17 protein-coding genes and 2 CRISPR repeat arrays (1 of these 19 running past the window's edge) are annotated in these 25,105 nt (G+C 68.1%); of the genes, 4 read left to right on the forward strand and 13 right to left on the reverse strand.

What is annotated here, in order from left to right:
- Positions 1-130: 130 nt before the first annotated feature.
- From FYJ68_RS04010 to FYJ68_RS04020, 3 genes are all read right to left on the reverse strand, one after another.
- Entirely contained in the window at positions 131-3,652 is a 3,522-nt protein-coding gene (locus FYJ68_RS04010; RefSeq protein ID WP_154434192.1) for a UvrD-helicase domain-containing protein, read from the reverse strand.
- Positions 3,649-6,909: a PD-(D/E)XK nuclease family protein gene (locus FYJ68_RS04015; RefSeq protein ID WP_154434194.1), complete on the reverse strand. Its 3,261-nt coding sequence runs from the start codon at positions 6,907-6,909 to the stop codon at positions 3,649-3,651. Before FYJ68_RS04015 ends, FYJ68_RS04010 begins: the two co-directional genes overlap by 4 nt.
- Positions 6,910-7,159: 250 nt before the next feature.
- Positions 7,160-7,480, reverse strand: coding sequence for a YerC/YecD family TrpR-related protein (locus tag FYJ68_RS04020; protein ID WP_154434196.1), 321 nt, complete (start codon positions 7,478-7,480; stop codon positions 7,160-7,162).
- 171 nt (positions 7,481-7,651) lie between these two features.
- Between FYJ68_RS04020 and FYJ68_RS04025 the strand changes: the two genes are divergently transcribed.
- Positions 7,652-8,008, forward strand: a complete 357-nt coding sequence (locus FYJ68_RS04025) for a phage holin family protein (RefSeq protein ID WP_154434198.1) — start codon at positions 7,652-7,654, stop codon at positions 8,006-8,008.
- A 115-nt stretch (positions 8,009-8,123) separates the two neighbouring features.
- Here the strand turns inward: FYJ68_RS04025 and FYJ68_RS04030 are convergent, their stop codons facing one another.
- From FYJ68_RS04030 to FYJ68_RS04050, 6 genes are all read right to left on the reverse strand, one after another.
- The gene (locus tag FYJ68_RS04030; RefSeq protein WP_195837708.1) at positions 8,124-9,665 is read right to left on the reverse strand and encodes an Mbeg1-like protein; all 1,542 of its coding nucleotides are present in this window, start codon (positions 9,663-9,665) and stop codon (positions 8,124-8,126) included.
- A gap of 37 nt (positions 9,666-9,702) precedes the next feature.
- Positions 9,703-10,203 carry a hypothetical protein gene (locus FYJ68_RS09980; protein ID WP_195837709.1) on the reverse strand — a complete coding sequence of 167 codons (501 nt, stop codon included), beginning with the start codon at positions 10,201-10,203 and terminating at the stop codon, positions 9,703-9,705.
- Positions 10,193-11,542 (reverse strand): Y-family DNA polymerase, encoded by a 1,350-nt coding sequence (locus FYJ68_RS04035; protein WP_326832216.1) that lies wholly within the window; start codon positions 11,540-11,542, stop codon positions 10,193-10,195. Before FYJ68_RS04035 ends, FYJ68_RS09980 begins: the two co-directional genes overlap by 11 nt.
- Positions 11,543-11,548: 6 nt before the next feature.
- A complete protein-coding gene (locus FYJ68_RS04040) occupies positions 11,549-12,130 on the reverse strand; it encodes a DJ-1 family glyoxalase III (RefSeq protein ID WP_154434201.1) in 582 nt (193 codons plus the stop codon).
- 70 nt (positions 12,131-12,200) lie between these two features.
- A complete protein-coding gene (locus FYJ68_RS04045) occupies positions 12,201-12,575 on the reverse strand; it encodes a peptide chain release factor family protein (protein ID WP_154434203.1) in 375 nt (124 codons plus the stop codon).
- A gap of 137 nt (positions 12,576-12,712) precedes the next feature.
- Positions 12,713-13,747, reverse strand: a complete 1,035-nt coding sequence (locus FYJ68_RS04050; protein WP_154434205.1) for a 3-deoxy-7-phosphoheptulonate synthase — start codon at positions 13,745-13,747, stop codon at positions 12,713-12,715.
- Positions 13,748-13,949: 202 nt separating this feature from the next.
- Here FYJ68_RS04050 and FYJ68_RS04055 point away from each other — a divergent pair, with 202 nt between their 5' ends.
- Positions 13,950-15,464 carry a C69 family dipeptidase gene (locus FYJ68_RS04055; RefSeq protein ID WP_154434207.1) on the forward strand — a complete coding sequence of 505 codons (1,515 nt, stop codon included), beginning with the start codon at positions 13,950-13,952 and terminating at the stop codon, positions 15,462-15,464.
- A 126-nt stretch (positions 15,465-15,590) separates the two neighbouring features.
- Here the strand turns inward: FYJ68_RS04055 and FYJ68_RS04060 are convergent, their stop codons facing one another.
- A complete protein-coding gene (locus FYJ68_RS04060) occupies positions 15,591-16,799 on the reverse strand; it encodes a coiled-coil domain-containing protein (RefSeq protein WP_326832217.1) in 1,209 nt (402 codons plus the stop codon).
- A gap of 249 nt (positions 16,800-17,048) precedes the next feature.
- Between FYJ68_RS04060 and FYJ68_RS04065 the strand changes: the two genes are divergently transcribed.
- The gene (locus FYJ68_RS04065) at positions 17,049-17,942 is read left to right on the forward strand and encodes an adenine nucleotide alpha-hydrolase family protein (RefSeq protein ID WP_154434209.1); all 894 of its coding nucleotides are present in this window, start codon (positions 17,049-17,051) and stop codon (positions 17,940-17,942) included.
- 129 nt (positions 17,943-18,071) lie between these two features.
- Here FYJ68_RS04065 and FYJ68_RS04070 read toward each other — a convergent pair whose 3' ends face one another.
- The gene (locus FYJ68_RS04070) at positions 18,072-19,154 is read right to left on the reverse strand and encodes a nucleoid-associated protein (protein WP_154434211.1); all 1,083 of its coding nucleotides are present in this window, start codon (positions 19,152-19,154) and stop codon (positions 18,072-18,074) included.
- Positions 19,155-19,500: 346 nt separating this feature from the next.
- Here FYJ68_RS04070 and tatA point away from each other — a divergent pair, with 346 nt between their 5' ends.
- Positions 19,501-19,722: a twin-arginine translocase TatA/TatE family subunit gene (gene tatA, locus FYJ68_RS04075; RefSeq protein ID WP_154434213.1), complete on the forward strand. Its 222-nt coding sequence runs from the start codon at positions 19,501-19,503 to the stop codon at positions 19,720-19,722.
- 409 nt (positions 19,723-20,131) lie between these two features.
- Here the strand turns inward: tatA and FYJ68_RS04080 are convergent, their stop codons facing one another.
- Both FYJ68_RS04080 and FYJ68_RS04085 read right to left on the reverse strand, forming a co-directional pair.
- On the reverse strand, positions 20,132-20,482 hold the full coding sequence (locus FYJ68_RS04080) for a DUF2200 domain-containing protein (protein WP_154434215.1): 351 nt from the start codon (positions 20,480-20,482) through the stop codon (positions 20,132-20,134).
- Positions 20,483-20,627: 145 nt separating this feature from the next.
- Positions 20,628-21,221 (reverse strand): 3'-5' exonuclease, encoded by a 594-nt coding sequence (locus FYJ68_RS04085; RefSeq protein ID WP_154434217.1) that lies wholly within the window; start codon positions 21,219-21,221, stop codon positions 20,628-20,630.
- Positions 21,222-21,471: 250 nt separating this feature from the next.
- A CRISPR array of direct repeats spans positions 21,472-23,270; the repeat unit is 29 nt; unit sequence GGGATCATCCCCGCGTATGCGGGGAGCAC.
- 93 nt (positions 23,271-23,363) lie between these two features.
- Positions 23,364-25,105: direct repeats of the CRISPR family, unit length 29 nt; unit sequence GGGATCATCCCCGCGTATGCGGGGAGCAC; it runs 971 nt beyond the window's last position.

Here is a 25,105-nt window from a genome sequence, read left to right on the forward strand (position 1 = left end):
CCTCGGGACGCCCAACTGTGACAAGGCAGCTCGCGTCACGAAAGCTCCGCACTGGCTCCACGGTTGCCGGAGCGGGCGAGACGGGCGCGGGGGCGTGCCCGCAACCCGACCCGCCGGGGGCGGCCGTGCGCTAGATCCGGGGCGGGTTGTCCCGGTCGAACACGTAGCGCGCCACCAGGGGACCGCCGTTCCCGTCATCGACCTCCACGCAGGCAAACCGGCAGTCCACCTCGTCAAACCCCGACGCCATCAGCACGTAGGCATAGAAGTTCGCCTGCATCAGGTGGCGCGCCGACACCTGCTCCGGCGAGAGGCCCCTGTCGCCCGTCTTGTAGTCCACGAGCAGCGCGCGGGACGACCCCTCGTCCGTCGCCAAGAGGTCGATGGCCCCCTCGACGTGGTCGCCGTAGCTCGAGTCGACCGGGAGGAAGAACGGCACCTCCGCCCTCACCAGACCATGGGAGAGGACCTCCGCCCTCAGGTCGGACCCGCACCACCTCCCCAGCGCCGCGTCCAGCCGAGCGGACGCCCGAGGGGAGAGGCCCCAGTAGGACTTGGCGCGCTCGACCCGCTGGGCGTCGGGCCTCTCCGCCCCGGACTCAACAAGCGTCTGCGCAAGCTCGTGGAACGCGGAGCCCAGGTTGGTCGCGCGGTCTCCGTCCCCAGTGAGCGGGGCGCCCTCCGACTCCGCCTGGAGCGAGGCGCGCTCGGAGGGCCCCGCCGTCGGGGCGACGGGAGGGTTGGTTGCGACGGGGGTGTCCACCGAATCCATCGCGCCCGCCATCTGCGCGTGGGCGGACGAGTAGCTAAAGACCCCCTCGCGGGCAGACCACGTCTGCACCCTCCCCGCAGTGGGATCCGACTCGACCCGGTAGAGCCCGAAGGCCTCGCCCGCACCCTCCCCGCCATCGGAGGGGACGACCTCCCCCTCTCGGGCAAGCGACCGGAACAGGTCGTCCGGCTCGGCAGGGAGCGGCCCGTCCACCAGCGTGCCAGCGGAGTCCGCGCTCACGACGCGTTCGGGGCCCCTACCCTCCAACTTGGTCGCGGCGCAGCGCAGGCGCGCGGGCTCGGAGCCGCCGTAGTCCAGGGCGTGCACACCGGGGGACGGGAGCCCGCCCGGTCCCAAATCGAGCGCGTCCAGCACGCCCATCGCGAGTTCGGGCCCCACGGAGCCCTTGGAGACCGTGACCCCCAATCCCAGCACGAGCGCCTCGCGGGCGCGCGTGAGCGCGACGTAGAGGAGACGGGCCTTCTCCCCCGCCGCCGCGTCCTCCGACTGGTCCGAGAGCCAGCCGAGCCACTCGGAGAGCGACTCTGGCCTCTCCTCCACCGGGATGTCGCCCACGGAAACCGAGCCCTTGGGCTTGAGGCACACGCCAACCCCGCCACCCGGGAGGCGGGACGAGACGACCGGCCCCCGGTCCGGCATCCGCGACCAGCACTCCGCCACGGCGACGACGGGGAACTCGAGCCCCTTCGAGGCATGTATCGTCATGATCCGCACGCTGCGCAACTCGCCGCCCAGAAGGGTCGCCGGCGGCACCTTCGCGGTCTGGAGCCACACGTCAAACTCGGTCGCCGCGCGCGCCGGGCCAAGGCCCAGCTCTGACGTGAGGTCGCGCACGTAGCGCACCGCCGCGAGTACGTTGGCCTCCTCGGCGCGCCCGTCCTCGCCCCGACGCTCCAGGCGGGCGAGCCATCCTGACTCGCGCACCACCTGCATGCACACGTCCGCGACGGGCATGCGCCGCATCGCCAGCCGCGCGTGCATGAGCACGTCGCGCGCCAGGCGCAGGCGGGCAGAGGGAGACTCAAGCCCAAAGAATTCCATGGTCTCGAGCCCGCGGTCAATCGTCCTCTTGGTGGGGGCGTCGAGCGCCCTCTGCCTGCGGGTGCCCAGCTGCACGAAGTCGTTGGCGTCCAGCTCGAACATGGGGGAGGTGAGCAGCGGGAACAGCCCCGACTGCGTGTCGTGCGGGTTGGCGAGGGTGTGCAGCAGCGCCGCCATGGCGCCCGCCTCGCGCGTGGCCGTGAACGTGGAGCCGCCCGTGACCACGCAGTCGATGCCGCGAGCCCTGAGCGCGTCGATGTAGAGGGCCGCGTTGGTCGTGGTGCCCAGAAGCAGCGCCATGTCGCCCGGCCGCTCCCCGTGGTCCGCGTACTCGCGCAGCCGGTCCGCTATTGCCGCCGCCATGACCGCGCCGTTCGCGCGGGACGCCCCGTAGGCGCCCTCCACCAGCTCCACGTCGATGCGCGGGAGGTCGCAGGCGCGATAGGAATCCCTGCGCCCGGGGTTGGCATCCAGGTGCATGAAGCCACGCACGACCCCCGCGGGACCGCCACAGGTTGCGTCCACGAACGACAGCACGTCCGCGTGGCTGCGGTAGTTGACGTCCAACCTGATGCGGTCCCGCTCCGGCACGCCCTCGCCGCGGGCGCGGAACACCCCCACGTCGGCGCCGCGGAAGCCGTAGATGGACTGTTGCGCGTCCCCCACCGTCGCCAGGTGCCTCTCGCCCTCGCCCGAGAGCAGGCGGATGAGCTCCAGCTGCCTTGAGTCGGTGTCCTGGAACTCGTCAACCATCACCAGGCGGAAGCGCCCCGCGTAGTCGACGGCGACCGCCGGGTCGTCCCGCACCGCGGCGAGCGCGAGGGCGACCAGGTCGTCGTTGTCCAGCAGCGACTGGGAGCGCTTGAGCTCCATGAAGCGATCGTCCACCTGGCGGGCAAGGGAGACGAGCCTCCCCGCGAGGGGCCGCACGCTGGCGAGCGCCGCCTCCGCCTTGGCGAGGGTGAGCGCCTCCTTGGCGTCGGGGAGCAGCTCCGCTATCGCCTTGCTGCTGCGGGGAAGGCTCACGCACCCCAGCGCCTCGAGAGCCGCCTCGGGCCCCCGCTCGCCGGGCGCCAGCGCCACGTATGCCTCAAGCGCGCGGGTCGAGGGCACGATCTTCTCCAGCGCCTTTGCCGTCACGCCATGCTGCGCACCGAGTGCGCTCACCGCCCCCTGAAGGCGCTCCATGCATCCGTCGAGGTCACTCTTGCCCACAAGCTCGAGCGAGTCGAACCCGCGGGGGGCCGAGTGCGCGGCGTCCATGAGCGAAGAGACGATGCCCACGACCCCGTTGGGGGTTCCCGCCGCCGTTCCACCCAGGCCGTACTCGCCGAGCGCCGCCGAGAGGAGCGGGTCTCCCCCCTGCCGGGCGGCGGTGCCCACCACCTCCTCCAGCGCCTGGTCCATGAGCGCCTTGGCCTCGTTGCCCGACGCAACGCGGAAGCGCGGGTCCAACCCAAGATCGAGCGCATGCCTCCGCAGGATGCGCGAGCACATGCCGTGGATGGTGCTGATCCAGGCGGAGTCAACCTGCAGCGCCGCCTCGCCCATGCCCGCAGCACGCAGGGTCGAGCGTACGCGCTCCTTGATCTCGCGCGCGGCGGCGTTGGTGAAGGTGATCACGAGCACCTGCGAGAGGTCGTCCAAAAAGGCGGCTTCCCCCTCCCCCGAGCCCGGCGAGAGCGCCCAGGCGATGCGGCGCGTGAGGGTGAAGGTCTTGCCCGAGCCCGCGCCAGCCTCCACGAACACGGGGCGGTCCAGCGTCCTCACGATGCCCAGCTGCCTGTCGTTGAGGGTGGAGAGGTCTATGCCGCTCATCGAGAGATCCTCCTGTCGCAGTTCATGACCGGGCAGTACGAGCACGCCTCGGCATCCTTGGGGCGCGCCTCGATGTTGCCGTCTAGAAGCTCGCCCACCTTCTCGCGGATGGCCTCCTCGGTGGCGTCGAGGAAGGCGTCCATGCCCCTCTCGCCCTCCACCCCGTACGAGGCGGAGTCGTCCACCGTGAGGGCGTTGCACGCCTCCTCCCTGTGCGGGACGTGGTCGCCCAGCACGTTCTGGAGGGCATTCGCGCTCACCGCGCCTGCGATGGCGTGGTCCCCCCTGGTGCCCAGGTACACTGCCGCGGTGACCCGGAGGTCGGGATGCCGGCGGCGCACCACCTGCCCATAGATCAGCGACTGCACGCGCCGCGGCAGGGAGAGGGACGACCCGTCCGGCTGCGACACGTCGTACTCCCGGGTGAAGCCCGTGGGGGACTTGTGCTTGTAGTCGATCACCACTGCCTGGCCGTGCCGGTCCACGTCCACCCTGTCGATGGTTCCCGTGAGGTAGGCGCCCGCGTACTCCACCAGGTCGTCCCTCCCGCCAAAGTTCCACTCGAAGTAGCGCGGCTCGTACCCCAGGAACAGCCCCGACTCAAAGTCCAGCTCCGAGAGCAGGTCGTCCCTCAGCGTACGCAGCAGGTCGCGGTCCTTCGCGGTGTGAGGGACGAAGGCCTGGTAGCGCGAGCGCTTGCCCTCGCGTATCGACTGGTGGCGCAGCTCCTCGTCAAAGGTCTGCGACAGAATCCGGCGCGCAAGCTCGCGCGTCTTGCCGTCCCCCTCCGAGAGGCGCGAGCCGGGGATGGCCACCGCGGGCGTCTCCTCGGGGTCAAAGCCCTCCCTCAGCACGACGGAGGCCTCGACCGCCTGGCGCAGAAGCTCCCGGTGGGTCACCTCCATGACCCGGTGCGCGAACGTCCCCGTCTCCATGGGAGAGAAGCCCGCGTCGGAGTCCTGCAGCCTCAGGCGCCTGAGGCTGAACCACTTGTAGGGGCACTCCAGGTACGACTCTATCTGCGAGGCGGAGAGCAGCGGCTTGCCATCCAGCAGCTCGGCCCTCCCCTCTGGAGGGACCACCACGAGCGCCCTGTTGGACGACCCTATCGTGCCGGACGGCGCGGGCGTCTCCCCTCCCAGACGTGCGGAGGGCTCGCCCGAGGGCGCGGCGTTGGCCTCTGCGTCAGTCTCGCCCAGCTCCGCCACGGCAAGCCCCACCTCGCGCGGGTCGCCGCCGGAGTCCACGCCGTAGCAGGCGAGGAGCTCGGTAAGCATGACCGAGGGGTAGCATTCCCTCCCCAAGGGGTCGAACGAGCAGCGCTCCGCAACCAGGGCACGGGACGGGAGCGCCACCAGGGCGGCGAAGTCCGCGCGCGCCGAGAGCATGGGGTCGGCCTTCGGCTCCACGCCCAGCCTGTCGAGGATGGCGGTGACCACGTCGTCCCCGTTGCCCACCGGGGACTCCACGGAGGTCTGGGAGCAGAGCACCACCGCGTCCACGCTGCCGGGCGCCAGGGAGGCCGCAAGGTGGTACGGGAGGATGGTCGCTTCCGCCGTCGCGCCATGGGCATCGACGCGCGGGCGGGCAACCACGCTCGCCTCGCCCAGGGCGTCGCGTGCGAGCGAGACCAGCCGCGAGAGGGGAACGTGCCCCTCCGCCGCGGGGTCCGCCGTGACTCCCAGGGACTTCAGGGCGCCCGCTACCTCGATCACGGCCGCAAGCGACCCCATGGCGAGCGAATCCGTCAGGGCGTCCTCCCCGGCAACGTACTCCTCGCGCGTCTCGCCCGCGTCGTCGGTGACGTAGTCCGCCAGCTCGCCCGCCGCCTGGCCCGAGGCATAGGGCGAGAGGAGCCTCGCCGCCGCGGACCCCAGCCTGCCGCGGAGCAGCTCGCGCGTGGCACCGGCGACCTCGGGACTCGTACGGCGAGGGTTGAGGAGCGTGTCGAGCACGTCGTCCGGGGTGAGCAGGCGGTCACTCCTCCAGGCCCTATCGAGCGAGAGGGCTCGCGCCGTGGGGACGTGGGAGACCTCGCTGCGCAGGAAGTCGCTCAGCGCACGCGGCGGCCACCACGACATGTCGCCCAGGTGCACGAGCGTGCCCTCGTCCACGTCCTCCGCAGACGGCCACCCCTCCGCAAGGCCAGAGAGCGCGGCGACCGACTCGGCAAACTCCAGGAAGGCCCTTCCTGCCTCGGTGGACGGGACGCTGGCGGAGAGCTGAGCGCGAACGCTCACCCCGCGGGCGACCAGCTTGGGTGCGAGCTCCCTCCAGGCACGCCCCTCGTCCGCCGCGGCGACGACCACGCTGCGGCAGCCCTCGTCCGCAAGCGAGCGGACGCTGCGGGCGACGGACTCCGCCTCGGCAAGGGGCCCGGCGGGCAGCAGGAGCGAGACGGCACCGGAGGCCGGCACCCCCTGCTCGCGGGCGCCATAGAGCGACGAGAGGACCTCGCCCAGCTCGCGGGGCCTCTCGACGGCTTGATACCGCCCGTCCCCTTCGACCTTGAGCACTCGGTTGGCAAGACCGCGGTCCCCCAACGCCGAAAGCAGCATGTCCAGGTCGCGCCGGAGCCCCTCTGCGGCAAACTCGTTCGGGAGGTGCGCGGCAACCGTGACGTCGCACGTGGCGGCAAGTCCCAGCGCAAGCTCGCGCAGGCTCCTCGGGAACTCCCTGAACCCGTCGAACACCACGGGCGGAACCGTCACGCCCTGCTCCCCCATCGCGCCCGCCACGCGAGCCATCGCCTCGGAGCCCTCCACGAATCCCATGGCGTGAATCGCGCGAGCGTAGTCCCCCACGAGGGAGAGGGCGGCGCACTCGGCATCCGTGAGACCCGCCTCGGAGCGGGCGGGATCCCCGTCCCCCAGGGGAAGCCACGGGAGCGCGAGCGACGCAAGCGAGCAGAGAGCGTCCACCGTACCCGGGTTGTCGCCGATGCCACCCGGGCGATCCGGGTCCACACGCGCAAGGGTGCGCTGCATCGCGGCGACGCGCGTGGTGCGGTCGATCACCCTCGTGCCGTCGCCCCAGACCTCCCAGCGCTCCCCCACCCACGCGGACGGGGTGGAGACCGTCACGCCCAGGAGGGAAAACCCGCCATCTGCGAGCGAGCGACTCGCATCAACCTGCCGGCGGAAGTCGGGAACCAGCAACACCGCACGGCCACCGTGGCTCAGGCCATCCTTGAGCGCCTCCCGCGTGCGAAGGCACCCGACTGTCTCTTCCCTCGTCCAGGCTATGCTGAGCGACATGATCCTCCCCGGAATCGGCGGTTCCCGCGTGGCATGCGGGGACGCTTGAACCTACGCACGACATGGTAGCGCGAGCCCCGGACACAAAGGGGGCATCACGGACGCGACGGGGTTGCCCTGAGGCAGGCGAGAAGAGCGCGGCAACCTGGGCGGGAGCGGGACCATGTGGCGGCATGGTCGGTCGCGGGGAGATCGGAGCGCCCGTCTCCCCCAACGCACAATCCCAAGGCAGCGGCAACCCCGCCCCCGATCAGTCCTCCACCTGCGGTCCATCCAGGCGCGAGAGCACCAGCCGGTAGCCGCCAGCGGGCCCATTGAGGCACTTGGAGACACGGCTCACCGTGGTGGACGAGGCGCCCGTTGATTCCGAGACCGCAACGTACGAGCTGCCGCCACGAAGCAGCGTGGCAACCTGCAGACGCTGGGACAGATCCTCGATCTCACGCGTGCTGCACACGTCGAGCATGAACGCACGCGCCTCCTCGGGGGTGCGAAGCGTGCACAGCGCCTGGAAGAGGCGATCCTCCTCCACCTCGAGCCGTTCCCTCTGTCGGTCGGACTGGCCTGGCATGCGCCCCTCCCTGGATGCCACGGGTTCACGTCTGCTCCCACAAGACTACTTTAGCGCACTAGTGCGATAAAGTTCCACGGCCCGTCCACAGACTGGCATGCCCTCCAACATCCACGGGTAGAATCGTCCCATCACACGAGGCCCGCTCACCCGCGGGCGACGGGAGGGATCATGCGCTTCATAGGACGCTGGCTCATCACAACCATCGCGATCATGTTCGCCATCGCTTTCGTTCCCGGCATCCAGGTCGTGGGCGGCGAGTACATCGGTCCCATCATGGCAGCGCTCGCCCTCGCGCTCGTCAACTCCACCGTCAAGCCGATCATGCGCGTCCTCTCCCTCCCAGTCACGATCCTCTCCCTGGGGCTGTTCTCGCTCGTGCTCAACGCGCTCATGCTCGAGCTCGCCAGCTATCTGGCGCTCAACATCTTCAATGCCGGCATCGTCCTCTCCGGGTTTGGTGCCGCGTTCTGGGGTGCGATCATCATCAGCATCGTGTCCTCACTTCTGGGAGGGCTTACGGACTAGGTGGTCCCCAGCGGTCCCGCGGCATTTCACCCCGTGCGAGAGGGGCCTGAGCGTCCAAGCCTGGCGTTACCCCGTTGGCCGCGGTTTCGCCCGCGTGCGAGAGGGGCCCGAACTCCTACTCGAACGGCCTACGGACGCTCCCGTCCGGGAGCACCCGCTCCAACACGATCGAGTCCTCGCCCTCCCGGCCCCCTGTCGCATTGCGGGGCGCGTCGTCCCCGCCCTCGCTCTCGGGCTGTTCGACCCTCACGATCCTGCCCGAGCCCGCGCGTCGCGCTAGGACGCCATGCGCCCTCGTGGCCAAGGCCCCGTCGCGTCCCCCTTGTAGAGCTCTCTCGGAGCTGTCGGCTTCGTCGGCCTGGTCCGCCTCCCCTCGAGAGCCGCGCTCGCCGGCATGCCTCGACACGCGTCCCGCCACCGTCTTCAGCAGGTCGGCGGTCTGCTCCGCCACGCTCTCCCCCGCCGACGCCAACGCGCTGGCCGCCGCCGACCGGGCACTGTCGATCGCCTCGCTGGCGGCACTCCGATACGCGTCCACGGTGGTCGAGACGGTCGAGCTCACAAGCTTCGCCACGATGTCCTTGCTCGCATCGCTGGCGTTGGCGGCGGCGGAGAGCACCTTCTGCACGCTCGCGGGGTCGTACATTCCGTCGAAGCTCGTCGCGCCACCCGCACCCAGGACGTCGAAGAGCTCGTTCACGAACGCGGCGCGCTCTGCAAGCGGCACGTCGCTGTACCAGCGCTCGATCGCGTCGTCGATGATTCGGGCATCGCCCTGCAGCTCCCCGGCGTCCACGAGCCCGCGGGGCGTGAGCTCCCAGCTCATGGGGTCGTGCTGGTTTATCCGGTCCGCCGTGCTCCTCACGTAGGTGCGCGGCTCCTCGGGATGGTCGAAGAGCATGCCGATGACGCTGTAGGCAGGCACAAATCGCCGGTACCTCTCCCCCAGCAACTCGCAGGCGCTGCGAGGCATGACCTCGTGCGCCATCCCCGGGCCGTCGAAGCTCCACACCGTCCCAATGCGGTCGCGCAGGGGCTCCGGGCAGCTCGCCGCGCCAAACGCCGCGAGGTTGCCTCCCTTGGAGTGGCCGCCCACGAGCACCCGGCGCCCGCGCCGGGAGGCCCTGCGCACCGCACGCTCCATGTACTCCCTCGCCAGCGTCTGGGACTCCGTCTGGGTGAAGCTGAGCATGAAGTCCTCACGCCAGCCAACGATCGTGAGGTCGGTCCCCCTGAACGAGACGAAGCTGTCACCATCTGGCAGGTCGACCTGCAGGGCGGCAAACTGCAGCGCCCGGGACTCGTCCAGGACGTCTTGGTAGTCGTGCAGTAGGAGCCCGCCAAAGCGACGGGAGTCTCCCAGGGCCCTAAGCCAGTCCGCATCGAGCGAGGCGAGGGTCCTGAGCCTGCCGCTGATGTCTCCGCCCACATGGGAGAGGAGCCCATCCACGGCGTCGCGGACCGTCACCGTCGGACCGCCCGCCACCGCCTCTCGCAGGCTCGCGAACGGGGCACCCTCGGTACGCTCGACGGGAACGAAGCCGGCGAGGTCGATGTAGCTTAGGCACGACAGCACGAGCGCGTCCGCGTCGTTCAGTGGGAACTCGTCCATCGCGAGGTCCCCGCGCCACCGCAGGTAGTCGGTCATGTTTGCCATCAACGCACCTCTCCCCTCGTCCCACGCATGCGATTGCTTATACCCGCCGGGACCTCCCCGAGAACTTGCAGCCACCGTCGTCCGCTCCCAAGTCGCCTCCGTAACAGTCATCAGGTCCCACGCCGTCGGCCTCCCAGCCATCGGCATCCACGCCCGCGCCACCCGGCTCCCAGGCATCGACACCCATCCCGTCGTCGCCGGCCCAGTCTCCTGGGTCCCAGCCATCCCAGGCGTCCGCCGCATCGGCGTCAAACGCCTCGGGCGACCATGCCTCGGCATCGTCGGGCACCCCCTCCGAGTCGCCATCCCAACCGTGCGAACGGAGCCCTCCCGAGCCCTTGGACACGCCTGCCACTCCCTCGCCGAGGCCCGCGGGCGACCCCTCCGCCTCGCGCTCGCGCTCCTCGAGCATCTCCCTGAAGCCTCGTAGTGCGTCGAACGGGACGAAGATCTTGGCGCGCTCGCTCATGGGCATGCGGGGGTGCCTCAGGTAGAACTGCCGATCCTCCTCCGTCTGCGCCCCCTCGTCACATGCCACTGCGGTGCCCCCCAATCTGGCCGTTTCGCTCGCGGGCCGTCGCCTGGGGGAGAAGGTCGTGGGCCCTGAGCAGCGCGTTGCTCCCAAACTTGTCGCGCACCGCGTTGACCGCCTGCGTGCGCCGGAGCTCGCGCTCCGTACGGGGGACGTCCTGGAAGAGGCTCATCTGGATGCCGCCCCCATCCGCGTCGCGGACCTCCCCCAGCGTGATGTAGATGCGGTGCAGGGGGCGGCGGGGGTTGGCGATGGAGCGGTACAGCCGCTCGAGGCAGCCCCACACCTCGTCGAGCGAGCTCGAGTGCGCGGGCAGCGCCGCCGTCCCCCGCTCGAACAGCTCGCCCACGCGCACCCTCGCCCCGTGCTCGCCCGCCCTGCCGTCCACCTGACGACGGGCCTGGTCCGCGATGAGCGCGCGCTCCTCACGCGTCGCCCGATACCCCAGGTCGAGGTGGAGCGAACGCGCGACCTTCCCCTGGGCGACGAGGTCCATCACCAGCTGGTCCGCCATCTCCTTGGCGATGAGGAGGCCTCCCCCGTAGTCGACGTCGTGCGAGAGCACCTGCCCGTTGGCGAGGGAGTGGCTCTGGGAGCGGTACGCCTTGATGTCCGCCATGGTGACGGGCTCCCTCCCCCACGCGTGGTCGATGAGTATCTCGGCGTCGATGCCAAACGCGTCGTAGATGGGCTCCCGCGGATGGAGCGCCAGCTGCCCCATGGTGTGGATGCCCATCTGGGCGAGCCTCCGCTGCGTGCCCGGGCCCACCCGCCAGAAGTCCGTGATGGGAGTGTGAGACCACAGCGTGTCCCGATACGACTGCTCGTCGAGCTCGCCAAAGAAGTCGGGGCTGTGCTTGGCCGTGATGTCCAGCGCCACCTTGGCGAGGTAGAGGTTGGTCCCCAGCCCGCACGTGGCGGGGATGCCCGTCTCCTTGACCACCTCGCTGCGTATGCGCTCGCCCAGCTCCCTCGCCGTGCATCCGTACAGGTCTAGGTACCCCGTGACGTCCAGGAACGCCTCGTCCACCGAGTACACGTGTATGTCCTGCGCCGAGAGGTAGCGGAGGTAGACGGAGTAGATGTCACACGAGCGCCGCATGTAGAGCGCCATCCGGGGCGGGGCGACGACGTAGGGGATCCCCTCCGGCATCTCGAAGATCCGGCACCGGTTGCGGACGCCCCTCGCCTTGAGGGCGGGGGACACGGCGAGGCATATGGTCTTGTCGCTTCGGGAGAGGTCAGCCACCACGAGGGGGGCCACGAGGGGGTCGAGCCCCCTCTCCACGCACTCGACCGAGGCATAGAAGCTCTTGAGGTCGATCACCAGGTACTGGCGGGGCACGGCGGCCTACCCGTTGTAGACGATCTTGCCCTTGAGGGCCTCCACCGCCTCGTCACCCAGCACCCTCCTGGTGAGCGCGATGCCGAGCTCGATGGCGGTGCCCAGGCCCTTGCTGGTCACCAGGTTGCCGTCCTCCACGACCGGGTCCTGCAGGACCGTGGCGCCATGCTCGGCGAGGACGTCCTGGAAGCCGGGGTTGCTCGTGGCCCGTCTGCCCTCGAGGAGGCCGAGCTCCGCAAGGATCGAGGGGGCGGCGCAGATGGCGGCGACGTCCCTGCCGGCGCGGGCGTGCGCCACGACGGCGTCACAGAGCCTCTCGCACGCACGAAGGTTCTTGGTGCCGGGCATGCCGCCGGGGAGGAAGAGCACGTCGTAGTCCTCGAACGAGAAGTCTGCGTCGCCAATGGAGCGGTCGCAGGCGATGGTGACCTGGTGGCTGGACGTCACCGAGCGGTTAGACGTGATGGAGACCTTGTCGCACGGGATGCCGGAGCGGAAGAGGAGGTCGCAGACCACCAGCCCCTCGCACTCCTCCAGGCCGTCTGCGAAGAACGCCGCAACGCGCTTGTCGGTTGACTTGCGGAACATGAGCTACCTCCGATGACCGAGATGGATACGAGCCCGATTGACGAGGTGGGGGCAAACGAAGCCGCTGACCCTACTCGTCCTCGGGCGGGCGCCGCAGACGCTTGACCTGGCCGCGGCGCCGCTTGCCCTCCAGCCTACGCCTCGCGGAGGCACGCGTGGGTTTTGTGGCACGGCGAACCTTGGGCGGGATCCCGCGCCTGCGGAGCTCGTCCCGTATCTTCTGCAGGCAGAGCTGCCGGTTACGATACTGACTGCGGGACTCCCTGCTGACCACGACGATGCCCGTGGGGCGATGGCGCATGCGCACGGCGGAGTCCGCGGTGTTGACGCCCTGCCCTCCCGGGCCGGTGGCGTGGAACGCCTCCACGTCGCAGTCCCTCGCGATCTGGTCGAGGGACTGGCGCCCATACCGGGCGTAGTCCGCGTGCGACAGCCCCTGTGCCATGCCCACCTCTTCCAAAATAAGAACGTTTGTTCTACTATAACAAACACGCAAGACAGGCTCAAACGGAAATCGCGCCCCGGGCTGCCGAGACGCGATTGCGAAGGAGGGGTTTGCCGATGGTGCCGGAACGGTGTCCGCTACAGCCGCTCCGCGATGGAGTGGATCAGGCGCTCGGTCTTCTCCCATCCCAGGCAGGGGTCGGTGATGGACTTGCCATACACGCCACCGCCCACCTCCTGGCGGCCGTCCTCGATGTACGACTCGATCATGAAGCCGCGGAACAGGCCGGCGATCATGGGCGACCGATGCACGGAGTCAAGCACCTCGTCCACGATGCGGATCTGCTCCAGGGGCCTCTTGCCCGAGTTGTCGTGGTTGCAGTCGATGATCACGGCGGGGTTCTCGTACTTCTTGGTCACGTAGCGGGCTGCGAGGCGCTCCAGGTACTCGTAGTGGTAGTTGGGGTAGTTCATGCCGTCGGGCCCGATGTAGCCGCGAAGGACGGCGTGGGCAAGCGGGTTGCCCGAGGTCTCGACCTCCCAGTTGCGGTAGATGAACGACTGCGGGGCCTGCGCCGCATAGATGGAGTTGAGCATCACGTCGGTGGAGCCGCCCGTGGGGTTCTTCATGCCCACGGGGATGGGCACGCCGCTGGCGACCAGGCGGTGCTCCTGGTTCTCCACGGAGCGCGCGCCCACGGCCACGTAGCTCAGAAGGTCGATGAGGTAGCGGTGGTTGGACGGGTACAGCATCTCGTCCGCGGTGAACATGCCGGACTCCTCAACCACGCGCAGGTGCATCCTGCGGATGGCCTTGACGCCCTCGAGCAGGTCGGGCGCGCCCTCGGGGTCGGGGTTGTGGAGCAGCCCCTTGTAGCCTGTGCCGCGCGTGCGCGGCTTGTTGGTGTAGACGCGGGGCACGATCACGAGCTTGTCACGCACCTCGTCCTGCACGCGGGCGAGGCGGCTCACGTAATCGAGCACGGAGTCCTCACGGTCGGCGGAGCAGGGGCCAATCACGAGCAGGCGGCGGTCGCTCTCGCCGCGGATGATGGACGCGACCGCCTCGTCGAACGCCGGCTTCCTTGCGGCGAGGTCGGCGGGAAGGGGCATCGCCTCGCGGATCTCCTGGGGGATGGGCAGGCGACGCTTGAAGTGCATTGCTTCTGGCATGAATGCCTCCGTTGGCATGGTGGTTTTCCTCGCATGAAGCGTGGTGTGCATTATGGCATGCCAAGGCCCAAGCCAAGCGGCCAGATAGGTTACGACTTTGCAACGTGGCTGGATGGAGCGGTCGCACGGCGGGCGCCGTCACACCTTCGCCATCGCTATTATGTGATGCGTTATGAGAAGTAACGAGCACCAAGGAGGAACGATGGCCTGCACCACGATACTGGTAGGCAAGGCGGCGAGCTACGACGGCTCGACCATCATCGCGCGCAACGAGGACTCTCCCAGCGGCGTGTACAACCCCAAGCGCATGCAGGTGGTCCACCCCAGCGAGCAGCCGCGCCACTACCAGGCGAAGATCAGCCACGTGAGCATCGAGCTGCCGGACAACCCCATGCGCTACACCTCGGTCCCCGACGCGGACGACTCGCAGGGCGTCTGGGCCGCGGCGGGTGTCAACGAGAGGAACGTCGCGATGACCGCGACCGAGACCCTCACCACAAACGAGCGCGTGCTGGGCGCCGACCCGCTCGTGGAGTACGTCCCCGCCAAGGGCACCGAGGGCGAGGAGGGCTACGTGCCCGAGGTCGTGGGCGGCATCGGCGAGGAGGACATGGTCACCATCACCCTCCCCTATGTCACCTCGGCCCGCGAGGGCGCGCGTCTCCTCGGCTCCTACCTCGAGCGGTACGGAACCTACGAGATGAACGGCATCGCGTTCAGCGATGCGGACGAGATCTGGTGGCTCGAGACCGTGGGAGGGCACCACTGGATCGCCAAGCGCGTTCCCGACGACTCGTACGTGACCATGCCCAACCAGCTTGGCATCGACGAGTTTGACCTGAGGGACGCCCTGGGCGACCAGGTGGAGCACATGTGCTCCCCCGACCTCGCCGAGTTCATGGAGCGCCATCACCTGGACCTCACGCTCGGTGGCGATGAGGGCGTGTTCAACCCCCGCGACGCGTTTGGCTCGCACTCCGACGCCGACCACGTGTACAACACCCCGCGCGCCTGGAGCATGCAGCGCTTCCTCAACCCGCGCGTCAACTTCTGGGACGGGCAGGACGCCGACTTCCGCCCCGAGGACGACGACATCCCCTGGAGCCGCGTCCCCGAGCGCAAGGTGACCATCGAGGACGTGAAGTACGTGCTGAGCCTGCACTACCAGGGCACGCCTTACGACCCCTATGGCTCCGAGGGAACCGAGGCGACCCGCGGCCGCTACCGCCCCATCGGCATCAACCGCAACGGTCAGCTCGCCGTGCTCCAGATCAGGCCTTACCTGCCCGAGTCGTGCCGCGCCCTCCAGTGGATGGCGTACGGCAGCAACGCCTTCAACGCGCTCGTGCCGCTGTACGCGAACGTGGACAGGACGCCCGAGTACCTCTCCAACACCACCGCCAAGGTAACGACCGAGAGCTTCTACTGGGCAAACCGCATCATCGCGGCGCTCGCCGACCCGCACTTCAACTCCTGCGCGGTGCACATCGAGCGCTACCAGGAGGCCGTAGGGTCCAAGGGTCACGCGGCGGTCAACGCGACGGATGACGACATGGTGGCAAGGGACCTCTCGTATGTCGACGCCACGGATGCCCTGACCAAGGAGAACGACGCCATCGCCGCGATGCTCCGCGACGAGACGGACAAGGTGCTCTCGGAGGTGCTGTACACCGCGAGCGAGGGCATGCGCAACGCGTTCGCCCGCAGCGACGGCTAGGGCAGGGAGCAGTCACGCGAGGCGGTGGGATGCCGGGAAAGGCCTACGCACCCCACCGCCGCTGCGGAGACGCCCATTACGGGGATGCCCGCTGCGAAACCGATGGGCAACCGCGTGAAAGGGACGCTACGACAGCTTGATGCCCATGAGCCAGCCCCAGCGCGGGGTGACCGTGGCGCCGTAGTAGCTGATCCAGGAGTTGATGTTGATGGTGCGGATGTAGCCGATGTTGTCCATCAGGTTGCCGCCGCCCACGTAGATGCCGATGTGCCCGTAGATCCTGCCCGCAGAGGTGTGCGGATGGGAGGACACCGCCACGATCATGCCCGGCTTGAGGTTTGACAGGTTGGAGCTGGTGCACCAGGCGTTGTACATGTCGCACGCGTTGCCACTGGCGTAGCCGTAGCCGGCGTTGTTGAACACCTGCGACACCCACATGGCACAGAGCCCCGCGCCCGGCGAGGGCGTGGACTTGCATGCGGCGATGACCTTTGCCTGCGAGCCCGTGGTGGTGCCGTCGCTGGTGCTGCCGGACACGCCGCTGGCTGCGGAGCCGCTTGACGAGCGTGATGAGCCGGAGGACGAGCTGCTCTTGGACTTGGCGGCAGCCGCCGCGGCGGCCTTTGCGGCCGCCTCCTGCTTGGCCTTCTCCTCGGCCATGGCGGCGAGCTCGGAATCGCGCTTGTCCATGAGCTGCTTCACCTGCGAGCTGAGGCCGTCGATGACGTCCTGGACCTCCTGCTGCTTCTCCTGCATCTGCTTGAGCTGAGCCTTCTGGGTCTCGTTGAGCGACTCCAGCTCCGACTTCTGACTCTGGAGGTCGGCCTTCTGCTGGTCGAGCTCCGCCTTGGCGGACTTGACGTCCGCGATCATCTGGCTGTCGGCCTCGCTGACCTTGTCCAGGTAGTAGATGTTTGAGTCGAGCTCCTGCAGGGAGCTGGAGTTGAGGAGGACCGAGAGGATGTCGACCCCGCCCGACTTGTAGGCGGAGGACACGCGCTTGCTAAGGCGCTCCTTCTTCTCGTCCAGCTCCTTCTGCTTGGCGTCGATGCTCTCCTGCGTCTGGTCGATCTGGTCGTTGACCGACTCGATCTGGTCGAGCGTATCGGACTGCTTCTCTGAGAGCGCCTGGTACTCGTCCCCGATGGAGTCGAGCTGCTTCTGGACCTTGTCCAGCTGCGCCTGCGCGCTGGAGAGGTCCGAGTTGGTCTTGTCCACGTCGCTCTGCGAGACTGCGAGCGCCTGCCCGGGGAAGGTCCCGAGCATCCCCGCCGTGGCGGTGGCGCCCAGCAGGAACCTGATTGCCTGGCGACGCGTCATGCTATCGAATTCCACAGAGGTCCCCTTGTTCGGTTGAGTTGCGTGCGTGACATCTGTGCCCGTGGTAGAGCATGCACCAGCATACTACCTGCAGCGTCGGCGGCGCCACCCCGTCTCCCCAAGTTCCACACCACGCTAAGCGCCCGGGACCGCAGCGCACGGCCCGTGGGAAACCTAAAATGCCAGCCATTTTGAATCACTTCTCCCTCGCCCACGGATACACTGTTCCCTAATGCAGGGCCGTACCTGGGAAGGGGTGGCCGCATGATGTGGGAATCGCATGACGGGAAGCCCGACGGGGCAGAGAGCCTGGGGCGCCGGGAACGCATGCTCCGCTCGTACGTCCGCTCGCTGGGGAGCGTCGCGATGGTGTTCATGGGCGGCGTGGGCTCGCGCGTGCTTGCCCGCACCTGCCACGACGTGCTGGGCGACCGCATGATAGCGGTATCGCCCTGCGGCGGGACCATCGCCGCGGAGGCCCAGGAGTCCGCCCGCGCGTGGTGCGACTCGCAGGGAATCGAGCTTCTGCTGCCAGACTTCGACAACCTTCAGGTGCCGGGCCTTGCGGACAACCGCCGGAACCGGTGCGACCTGTGCCGCCATGCCCTGTTCTCCGAGCTGCAGATCATCGCGCGGGCACGCGGCCTGGGCTACGTGGCGGAGCCGTCCGACGCCGACGAGGTCGCTGCGAGGCCCACCCTGCTCCGGGCGGCGACCGACCTCAATGTGAAGAGCCCGCTCATGCACGTGGGGCTGGGCGCACGGGAGGTCCGGGAGCTGGCCCTGCGCATGGGAGAGGACCCTGAGCCGCCCTCGCAGCCCATCTGCCTGGCAGCCCAGGTGGAACGGGGCGTGGGCATCACGCCCGACCGGCTGGCTCGCGTGGAGTTCGCCCGCGCGCTGGTGGCGTCCCTGGGGCTTGTGGGCGTCCGCGTTGACCTGGTGCGCGGGGACGGGGAGGTCGCGCTCGTGCGGGCGGCCCGCTCGGAGGCGGGCACGGAGGCCGCAGCCCGCATCCACACCGAGGGGAGCCTGCGTTGCGAGCTTGTCCACGGGCTGCTGGGCCTGGGCTTTGGCCGCGTGTGGCTGGAGCTCGGCGAGGGCCCGGCAGGCGACACGCAGGGCGGCGACGGCGGGACCGAGGCGCCCCAGGCGTAGCGCCGGGAGGCGGCATCGGGCGAGACGGACGCGCCCCCGTGATGACGGAGCGCGCGACGCCGGCGGGATGGGTCGCGGCGCACGGGACACGCGCCTCTCCCCCACCCGGCGCTGACTGCCCCGAGCCGCCTACTTGTTCTCGATCTTTCCCACGTTCTTGATGATGATCGAGACGTTTCCCTGGTCGTCGGCCGTGAACTCGATGTAGTTGGAGTCGGCCGCGTACTCGCTGGGGAAGGTGATCTCGATGCCGGTGTCGGTCTTGATCTTGTGGTTGCGCGCCATGCGGTTTGCCACGCCGCGACGGATGGGGACCTCCTCGGGCAGGCTCTCCTCGCGCGTGGCTTCCTGGTAGCGCTCCTGCAAGTCGGGCCGGTCCTCGAACACGGCCTGACCCACGTCCTCGGGCGAGAACGACTCGTCCCTGTCCGCGTTGCTCGCCACGTACGCCTTGGCCTGCGCCACGGCCTCCACCGGGTTGACGCCGTACTGCTCCGCCACGTCCTCCACGATGCGCTCGACCGACTCCACCACCTCGCGGCTGGACGCCTGCGCCGTGCACTGCAGCAGGCCGTCGGGGATCACCAGGCGCTCCTCGGTCCCCACCACGCGGGGCTTGTCCAAGAAGTCTATCTCCATGGTCCCCAGGTTCACCAGCACGTACGAGTCGACCTTCTGCGTGGGGTTGGGCAGGGTGCTGTCCTGGCGCAGGATCTCGTTCTCCGGGGCTCCGCCCGCGTCGCTGCCCAGGTCGTGGACAAAGGCCTGCTTGCGCGGCAGGAGCACGGCCGCCAGGTAGCGGTCAGCCGAGCTGCCATCAAAGGCTGCCGCAGCCGCGGCGTCGGGGTCCTCCTGGACCTCCTTGGAGTCCACCTTCATCTCGCGCGTGTCCGTGAAGTCGGCCATCAGGAGGTCGCACTCCTCCAGGTCGTCGCAGCGCCGGAGCTCCTCCCACAGGTACTCGCCCACCTGCTGGCTGATCTCCACAAACCCCAGCTGGCCCACGGCGTACTGGCGCACGGCGTCGGCGAAGGCGCTCTGCTCGCTGAACTCGCCGTGCTTGCTCTCGGGGCTGGAGCTGATGTTGCGCATGCGGCGGGCGACGTACGACCTCACCTGGCGCTCCTCCAGGTCCAGCTCGTGTTGCGAGAGGTACGAGCTGCCGCTCTGGAAGTCGAAGGCGTGAAGGATTGAGTGGCTGATCCTGAGCATGCGGAAACTCCGTCCGAGGTCATGGCTAACGGCAACCTAGGATAGCTCAGGAGAGAGGGGACGGGCGCCCGGGTTCTGGCCCCTCCCGCCGGCAGTCCGGCGGTGCCGGTCGCGAGAGGGCACACGGCAACGGCACTCCGCCCGCCATGGGATGGGGCCGCCAAAGCGCGGGCCGCGCTCTTCTTTCCCCCAGCAGCCAGGCAACATACAAGCCATGTATGGATGCCCGCCGCATTATGTATTTAACAAATAGCAGACCACGTCTTAGGATCCTCGATGAACGAGCCCGGGCAGACGCAGGCGGATGCCCCGCCCAGGCTTTGCCGCGAATGCGAGGAGGCATCACATGATTGCTGGAATGGGAATGCCCGAGCTGATGGTCATCCTTCTGGTGGTTCTGGTCCTGTTTGGGCCCAAGAACCTCCCGAAGCTTGGCAAGACCCTGGGCGAGACGGTCAAGAACGTCCGCGAGGGCATGGAGGAGGACGACACCCCCAAGGCCGCCCGGGCGGCACCCGCGCAGGATCCCAAGGTCAGCGAGGCCAGCTCGGATTCCGACGCCCAGTAGCAACCGGCAGGCGAGAGGGGCGGCACGCACCCGGCTTCAACTCGTCCCACCGGGTGCGGCTGCGGGGCGGAGCTTCTCCCCTCTCTCCCACACTTCTTATCGGGGAGGCGCGGCGGGCCCGCCCGCCGACGTCCCGCCGCCCCTCTCGCCTGCCGCGTGGTGCGCGAGACCCCGATTAGGCCGGATGTCAGCCGCTCGCGTGTGGCACTGGGCACGCATCCGTCTCATGGCTCGGCGACTCTCGCAGGGGGAGCGACGCAACCCGTCCGCGACGGCGCGCCGCACCCCTTGCGATTGTTATGCGAGCGGTCGTGGCCCGCGTCCCTCTCCCCCGTCGGCAAGTCTACCAGCACTTTGGGCTCTCCCCACTGAACCGCCACGACACTTGCCCGCCAGGGGCGTCGCCATCCTACCTGCGAAGAATCCGCTCCATGGGACGGCCCTTTGCGAGCTCGTCGACAAGCTTGTCCAGCTGTCGGATCGCGCGCATGGTGGGGTCCTCTATGTCCTCCACCCGCACGCCGCAGACTTTGCCGGTCACCCGCGAGGCGAGCGGATTCATGCGAGGGGCCTCGTCGAAGAACGTCTTGCAATCAACGTCGCGCTCCAGTTGTGCGCGAATCCCCGCCTCGTCGTAGCCGCAGAGCCAGCAGATGACCTGATTCACCTCGTCCCTTGTGCGGCCCTTGCGCTCCGCCTTCTGCACCAGCAGCGGATACACACGCGAGAGCTTCATGGCAAAGACCTTCTGGTTGTCCATCTCTCCCCCCCAAGGTCGTGGATGGCATCGCTGCAATTCTAGGCGAGAGGAGCCTGGTCACGTTACAGCGGACCCATCCCGTTTGCCCGATGAGACCCCGTTAACGTTGCGAGCAGTAGCAGCGGCTACCGAGCACGTGCTGGGATCATCTCTCCCGCCCCCGTTGCGCCTGGACGGCGCGCACATAACTCTCGTCTCCTAGGAGCGCGCGGAAGCATCCGGCCGTCGCACGCGCATCCTCCAGGGCATTGTGCGGGGAGAACGCAATGCCGTAATGATGGGCAACGTCCTCCAGCCTCACCCATCCGCGGGAGCCACGGCCAGACCGACGCGGATGAACCCTCGCATACTCCCTCATTACGTCGAAGGTAATTTGCGGTGGCTGGGAGATGATCTCCTCGCACAGTAGAAACTTTAGGTCAAATATGAGGTTGAATCCGACGACCAAATGCCCATCTGACACAAAAGATGATACGACGTCGCTCAGCTCATCCGCGGTAGGAGCGTCCCAGACCATGGCGGGTGAGATGCCATTCACCCTTTGTGCCTGCGGCCACGCCTCATGGTGCCTCGGTCGAACGAGGCTGTTGAACAGCCTCCGCCCGTCGGAGTCCACGATTGCGAGCGACAAGAGTTCGTCATCCCACTCGGGATGGAGTCCCGTGGTCTCGGTGTCGAGAATCACCGCGTCGACAAGCCCCACACCCGTCAGCGACCGGCAGACAGCGTCGATGTCCATCTTTTACTTGCTCCTCTCGCCCATCCGTTGGCATTGCCCCCTCCCAAGTCGGGCTGCCTAATCTCCAAGCTCAGTGGAAAGCCAGGGGGATACCCATACGCGACAAATCCTTGCGTATCCGCCACGGGTAACACCGCCAGCCTCCAGTCATCCCTATGCGCGGCAGACCCCTTCCCGAACCTCGACAAAACCGACGTCCCGGCAAGTTCCGGTTGTACCCACTGGGATTGCCGCCCTTGTGGCTTCATCCAAGATCATCCCCGCGTATGCGGGGGGCACACGAGGTGATGGCTCGCCGCAGACCACGGCTCAGGATCATCCCCGCGTATGCGGGGAGCACCTGTCGAACTCGCTGTCCGCGAGGTATGTGTCGGGATCATCCCCGCGTATGCGGGGAGCACGGGCGGCCCACTCCTGCCACGGCAGATTGTCTGGGATCATCCCCGCGTATGCGGGGAGCACCTCATCGAGAAGCACGGCGCTCCACGAGCGATGGGATCATCCCCGCGTATGCGGGGAGCACTTGAGCTTGTCCTTGACCCACGAAACCGCCGAGGGATCATCCCCGCGTATGCGGGGAGCACTGGCGAACGAGTGCGGGATAAGCCCATCGGCAGGGATCATCCCCGCGTATGCGGGGAGCACCTTGGTAATCTTGTCGTTCTTCAGCTCCACGAGGGGATCATCCCCGCGTATGCGGGGAGCACTGCCTCGTCCCTCTTGCGACAGGCCTCGGCCTCGGATCATCCCCGCGTATGCGGGGAGCACATAGAACGTCATGAAAACATGGTGTGGCTGTAGGGATCATCCCCGCGTATGCGGGGAGCACCTGTACGTCGGGCGCGGCTACGGCAAGACTGGGGGATCATCCCCGCGTATGCGGGGAGCACTCTACCCTCGGCGCGGGGCTGGCCTGCTACTGGGGATCATCCCCGCGTATGCGGGGAGCACTTTTTTGAAAAGCCCGAATCATGAGGTTGCGGGGATCATCCCCGCGTATGCGGGGAGCACCGGAACTTGAGATGGCGCTGTCGTCCAGGCCGGGGATCATCCCCGCGTATGCGGGGAGCACGGGGCCGGCGAGGTCACGGAGTACGCCCAGTCGGGATCATCCCCGCGTATGCGGGGAGCACACGGCGGTCTTCTTGGGGTATCCGGTGGTGTCGGGATCATCCCCGCGTATGCGGGGAGCACTCCAGTGCGTCGCTCCACTCGTAAAGGCACGCGGGATCATCCCCGCGTATGCGGGGAGCACCGGGCCTCGGTGGCGGCGTCCTCCCAGGTTACGGGATCATCCCCGCGTATGCGGGGAGCACAAGTACAAGGGCGAGTTCCTGTACAAGGTAAAGGGATCATCCCCGCGTATGCGGGGAGCACATGTCCACGACGTAAGAATCGGAGATGAGGTAGGGATCATCCCCGCGTATGCGGGGAGCACCACGTGCTCTTCTCCAAGGAGCCCGAGGCGGAGGGATCATCCCCGCGTATGCGGGGAGCACCCGGAGTTGAGGAACTCGGTGAATCCCGCGTCGGGATCATCCCCGCGTATGCGGGGAGCACACCACCGACGTGACGTGCGGTTACTGCAGGCGGGGATCATCCCCGCGTATGCGGGGAGCACATCACGGTCGGCAAGAGCGCAGATGGCAAGACGGGATCGTCCCCGCGTATGCGGGGAGCACGGGCACTCGCCAGTCGGCTCGTACTGCGGAATGGGATCATCCCCGCGTATGCGGGGAGCACCACTACCTGCTCAACGACGATATCTCTAGCCCGGGATCATCCCCGCGTATGCGGGGAGCACTCGATTCGCTGGTACGACGAGCGCGAGCCGTGGGGATCATCCCCGCGTATGCGGGGAGCACCTTGGCATCGGGCGCGAGCTTTACACGGCTCCGGGATCATCCCCGCGTATGCGGGGAGCACCGACGCGCCCAGTTCCGAATCGTGTCTAGGTGGGGATCATCCCCGCGTATGCGGGGAGCACTCCCACATGTGGGAGATGCCGGACCGCGACGGGGGATCATCCCCGCGTATGCGGGGAGCACGCGGTCACGTCATAGCCACGCACGTCGAGGGAGGGATCATCCCCCGCGTATGCGGGGAGCACGACGCCGAGACGGCTGCGACAAACCTCGCGCAGGGATCATCCCCGCGTATGCGGGGAGCACCCGCTATGCTCGGAGATGTACTCGGCCAGTGCGGGATCATCCCCGCGTATGCGGGGAGCACTCTCGGCGATACTGGGCCACGCCAGCGCGTCGAGGATCATCCCCGCGTATGCGGGGAGCACTCGAGCCGTCCCGTGGGTATGTCATCCCCGAAGGGATCATCCCCGCGTATGCGGGGAGCACGCGCGACTGCCGTTGTCCGTCCACTGCTGCACGGGATCATCCCCGCGTATGCGGGGAGCACAGCTTGGGTGGAGCAACGACAAGCTGCAGTCGTGGATCATCCCCGCGTATGCGGGGAGCACGGGAGCCAGAGATTTCGCAGGTCACACGGTCAGGGATCATCCCCGCGTATGCGGGGAGCACCGTGAGGTCATACCCTAGCGCGTCGGCACACTGGGATCATCCCCGCGTATGCGGGGAGCACCTCAAGGTTCCGAGCCCGGAGGAAGCTCGGGAGGGATCATCCCCGCGTATGCGGGGAGCACAAGACCACGTGGGAGCACGCGGTTGACTACCCGGGATCATCCCCGCGTATGCGGGGAGCACTCACCACGGCCGAGGACTCGCGCCCGCAGCTTAGGATCATCCCCGCGTATGCGGGGAGCACCGAAACCTTTATAGCCCCTCTTCGGAGGGGCTGGGATCATCCCCGCGTATGCGGGGAGCACTCGATGACGCCTCCTCCGCCGTGTCTCCGGCTAGGATCATCCCCGCGTATGCGGGGAGCACACGGTGTTGATGTGGACGGTGGAGGTGCGACCGGGATCATCCCCGCGTATGCGGGGAGCACTTGTCCCTTCACCCCAGGTATCCTCATCGTCGAGGATCATCCCCGCGTATGCGGGGAGCACGGCTCAAAGACCGTGGTCTCCGGCGAGAGGGCGGGATCATCCCCGCGTATGCGGGGAGCACTGGGCAAGCGGCATTTTCAAGGAAGGGACGTTGGGATCATCCCCGCGTATGCGGGGAGCACTATATCTCCCCGCCGATTACCACCTCGGCGGAGGGATCATCCCCGCGTATGCGGGGAGCACGTTGCGACTTTCATCGCGTCGAGATGCTGGACGGGATCATCCCCGCGTATGCGGGGAGCACCTGACGTTGCCCTTGGAGGCGTTCGCGCTGCCGGGATCATCCCCGCGTATGCGGGGAGCACCGATTACAAGAATCAGTCGCTGCAAAAGACCAGGGATCATCCCCGCGTATGCGGGGAGCACGGCAGGCCACGGTGGGCGGCAGGCCGTGCGCCGGGATCATCCCCGCGTATGCGGGGAGCACGGAGCCAAAAGTGCCTGCCGGTCCTCTCGCTCGGGATCATCCCCGCGTATGCGGGGAGCACACTGGCAAGTATGCGGACGTGAGCGGGGGAACGGGATCATCCCCGCGTATGCGGGGAGCACGAGATCGTGGAGGGCGAGCGCGACGACACCCTGGGATCATCCCCGCGTATGCGGGGAGCACTTGACGAGGTTCTCGGCAACGCTCACGAACTCGGGATCATCCCCGCGTATGCGGGGAGCACGACGTGGAATTTGCCGAATCCGCGAATGGCCCAGGATCATCCCCGCGTATGCGGGGAGCACACTGGGGACTTGCGCATGGAGGGACGGCGGACGGGATCATCCCCGCGTATGCGGGGAGCACCTGTCTCGCCCCGCGTTCCGCGAATCGCGCCTGGGATCATCCCCGCGTATGCGGGGAGCACTTACC

The organism is Olsenella porci (assembly GCF_009695875.1).
Lineage (GTDB): Bacteria > Actinomycetota > Coriobacteriia > Coriobacteriales > Atopobiaceae > Olsenella_H > Olsenella_H porci.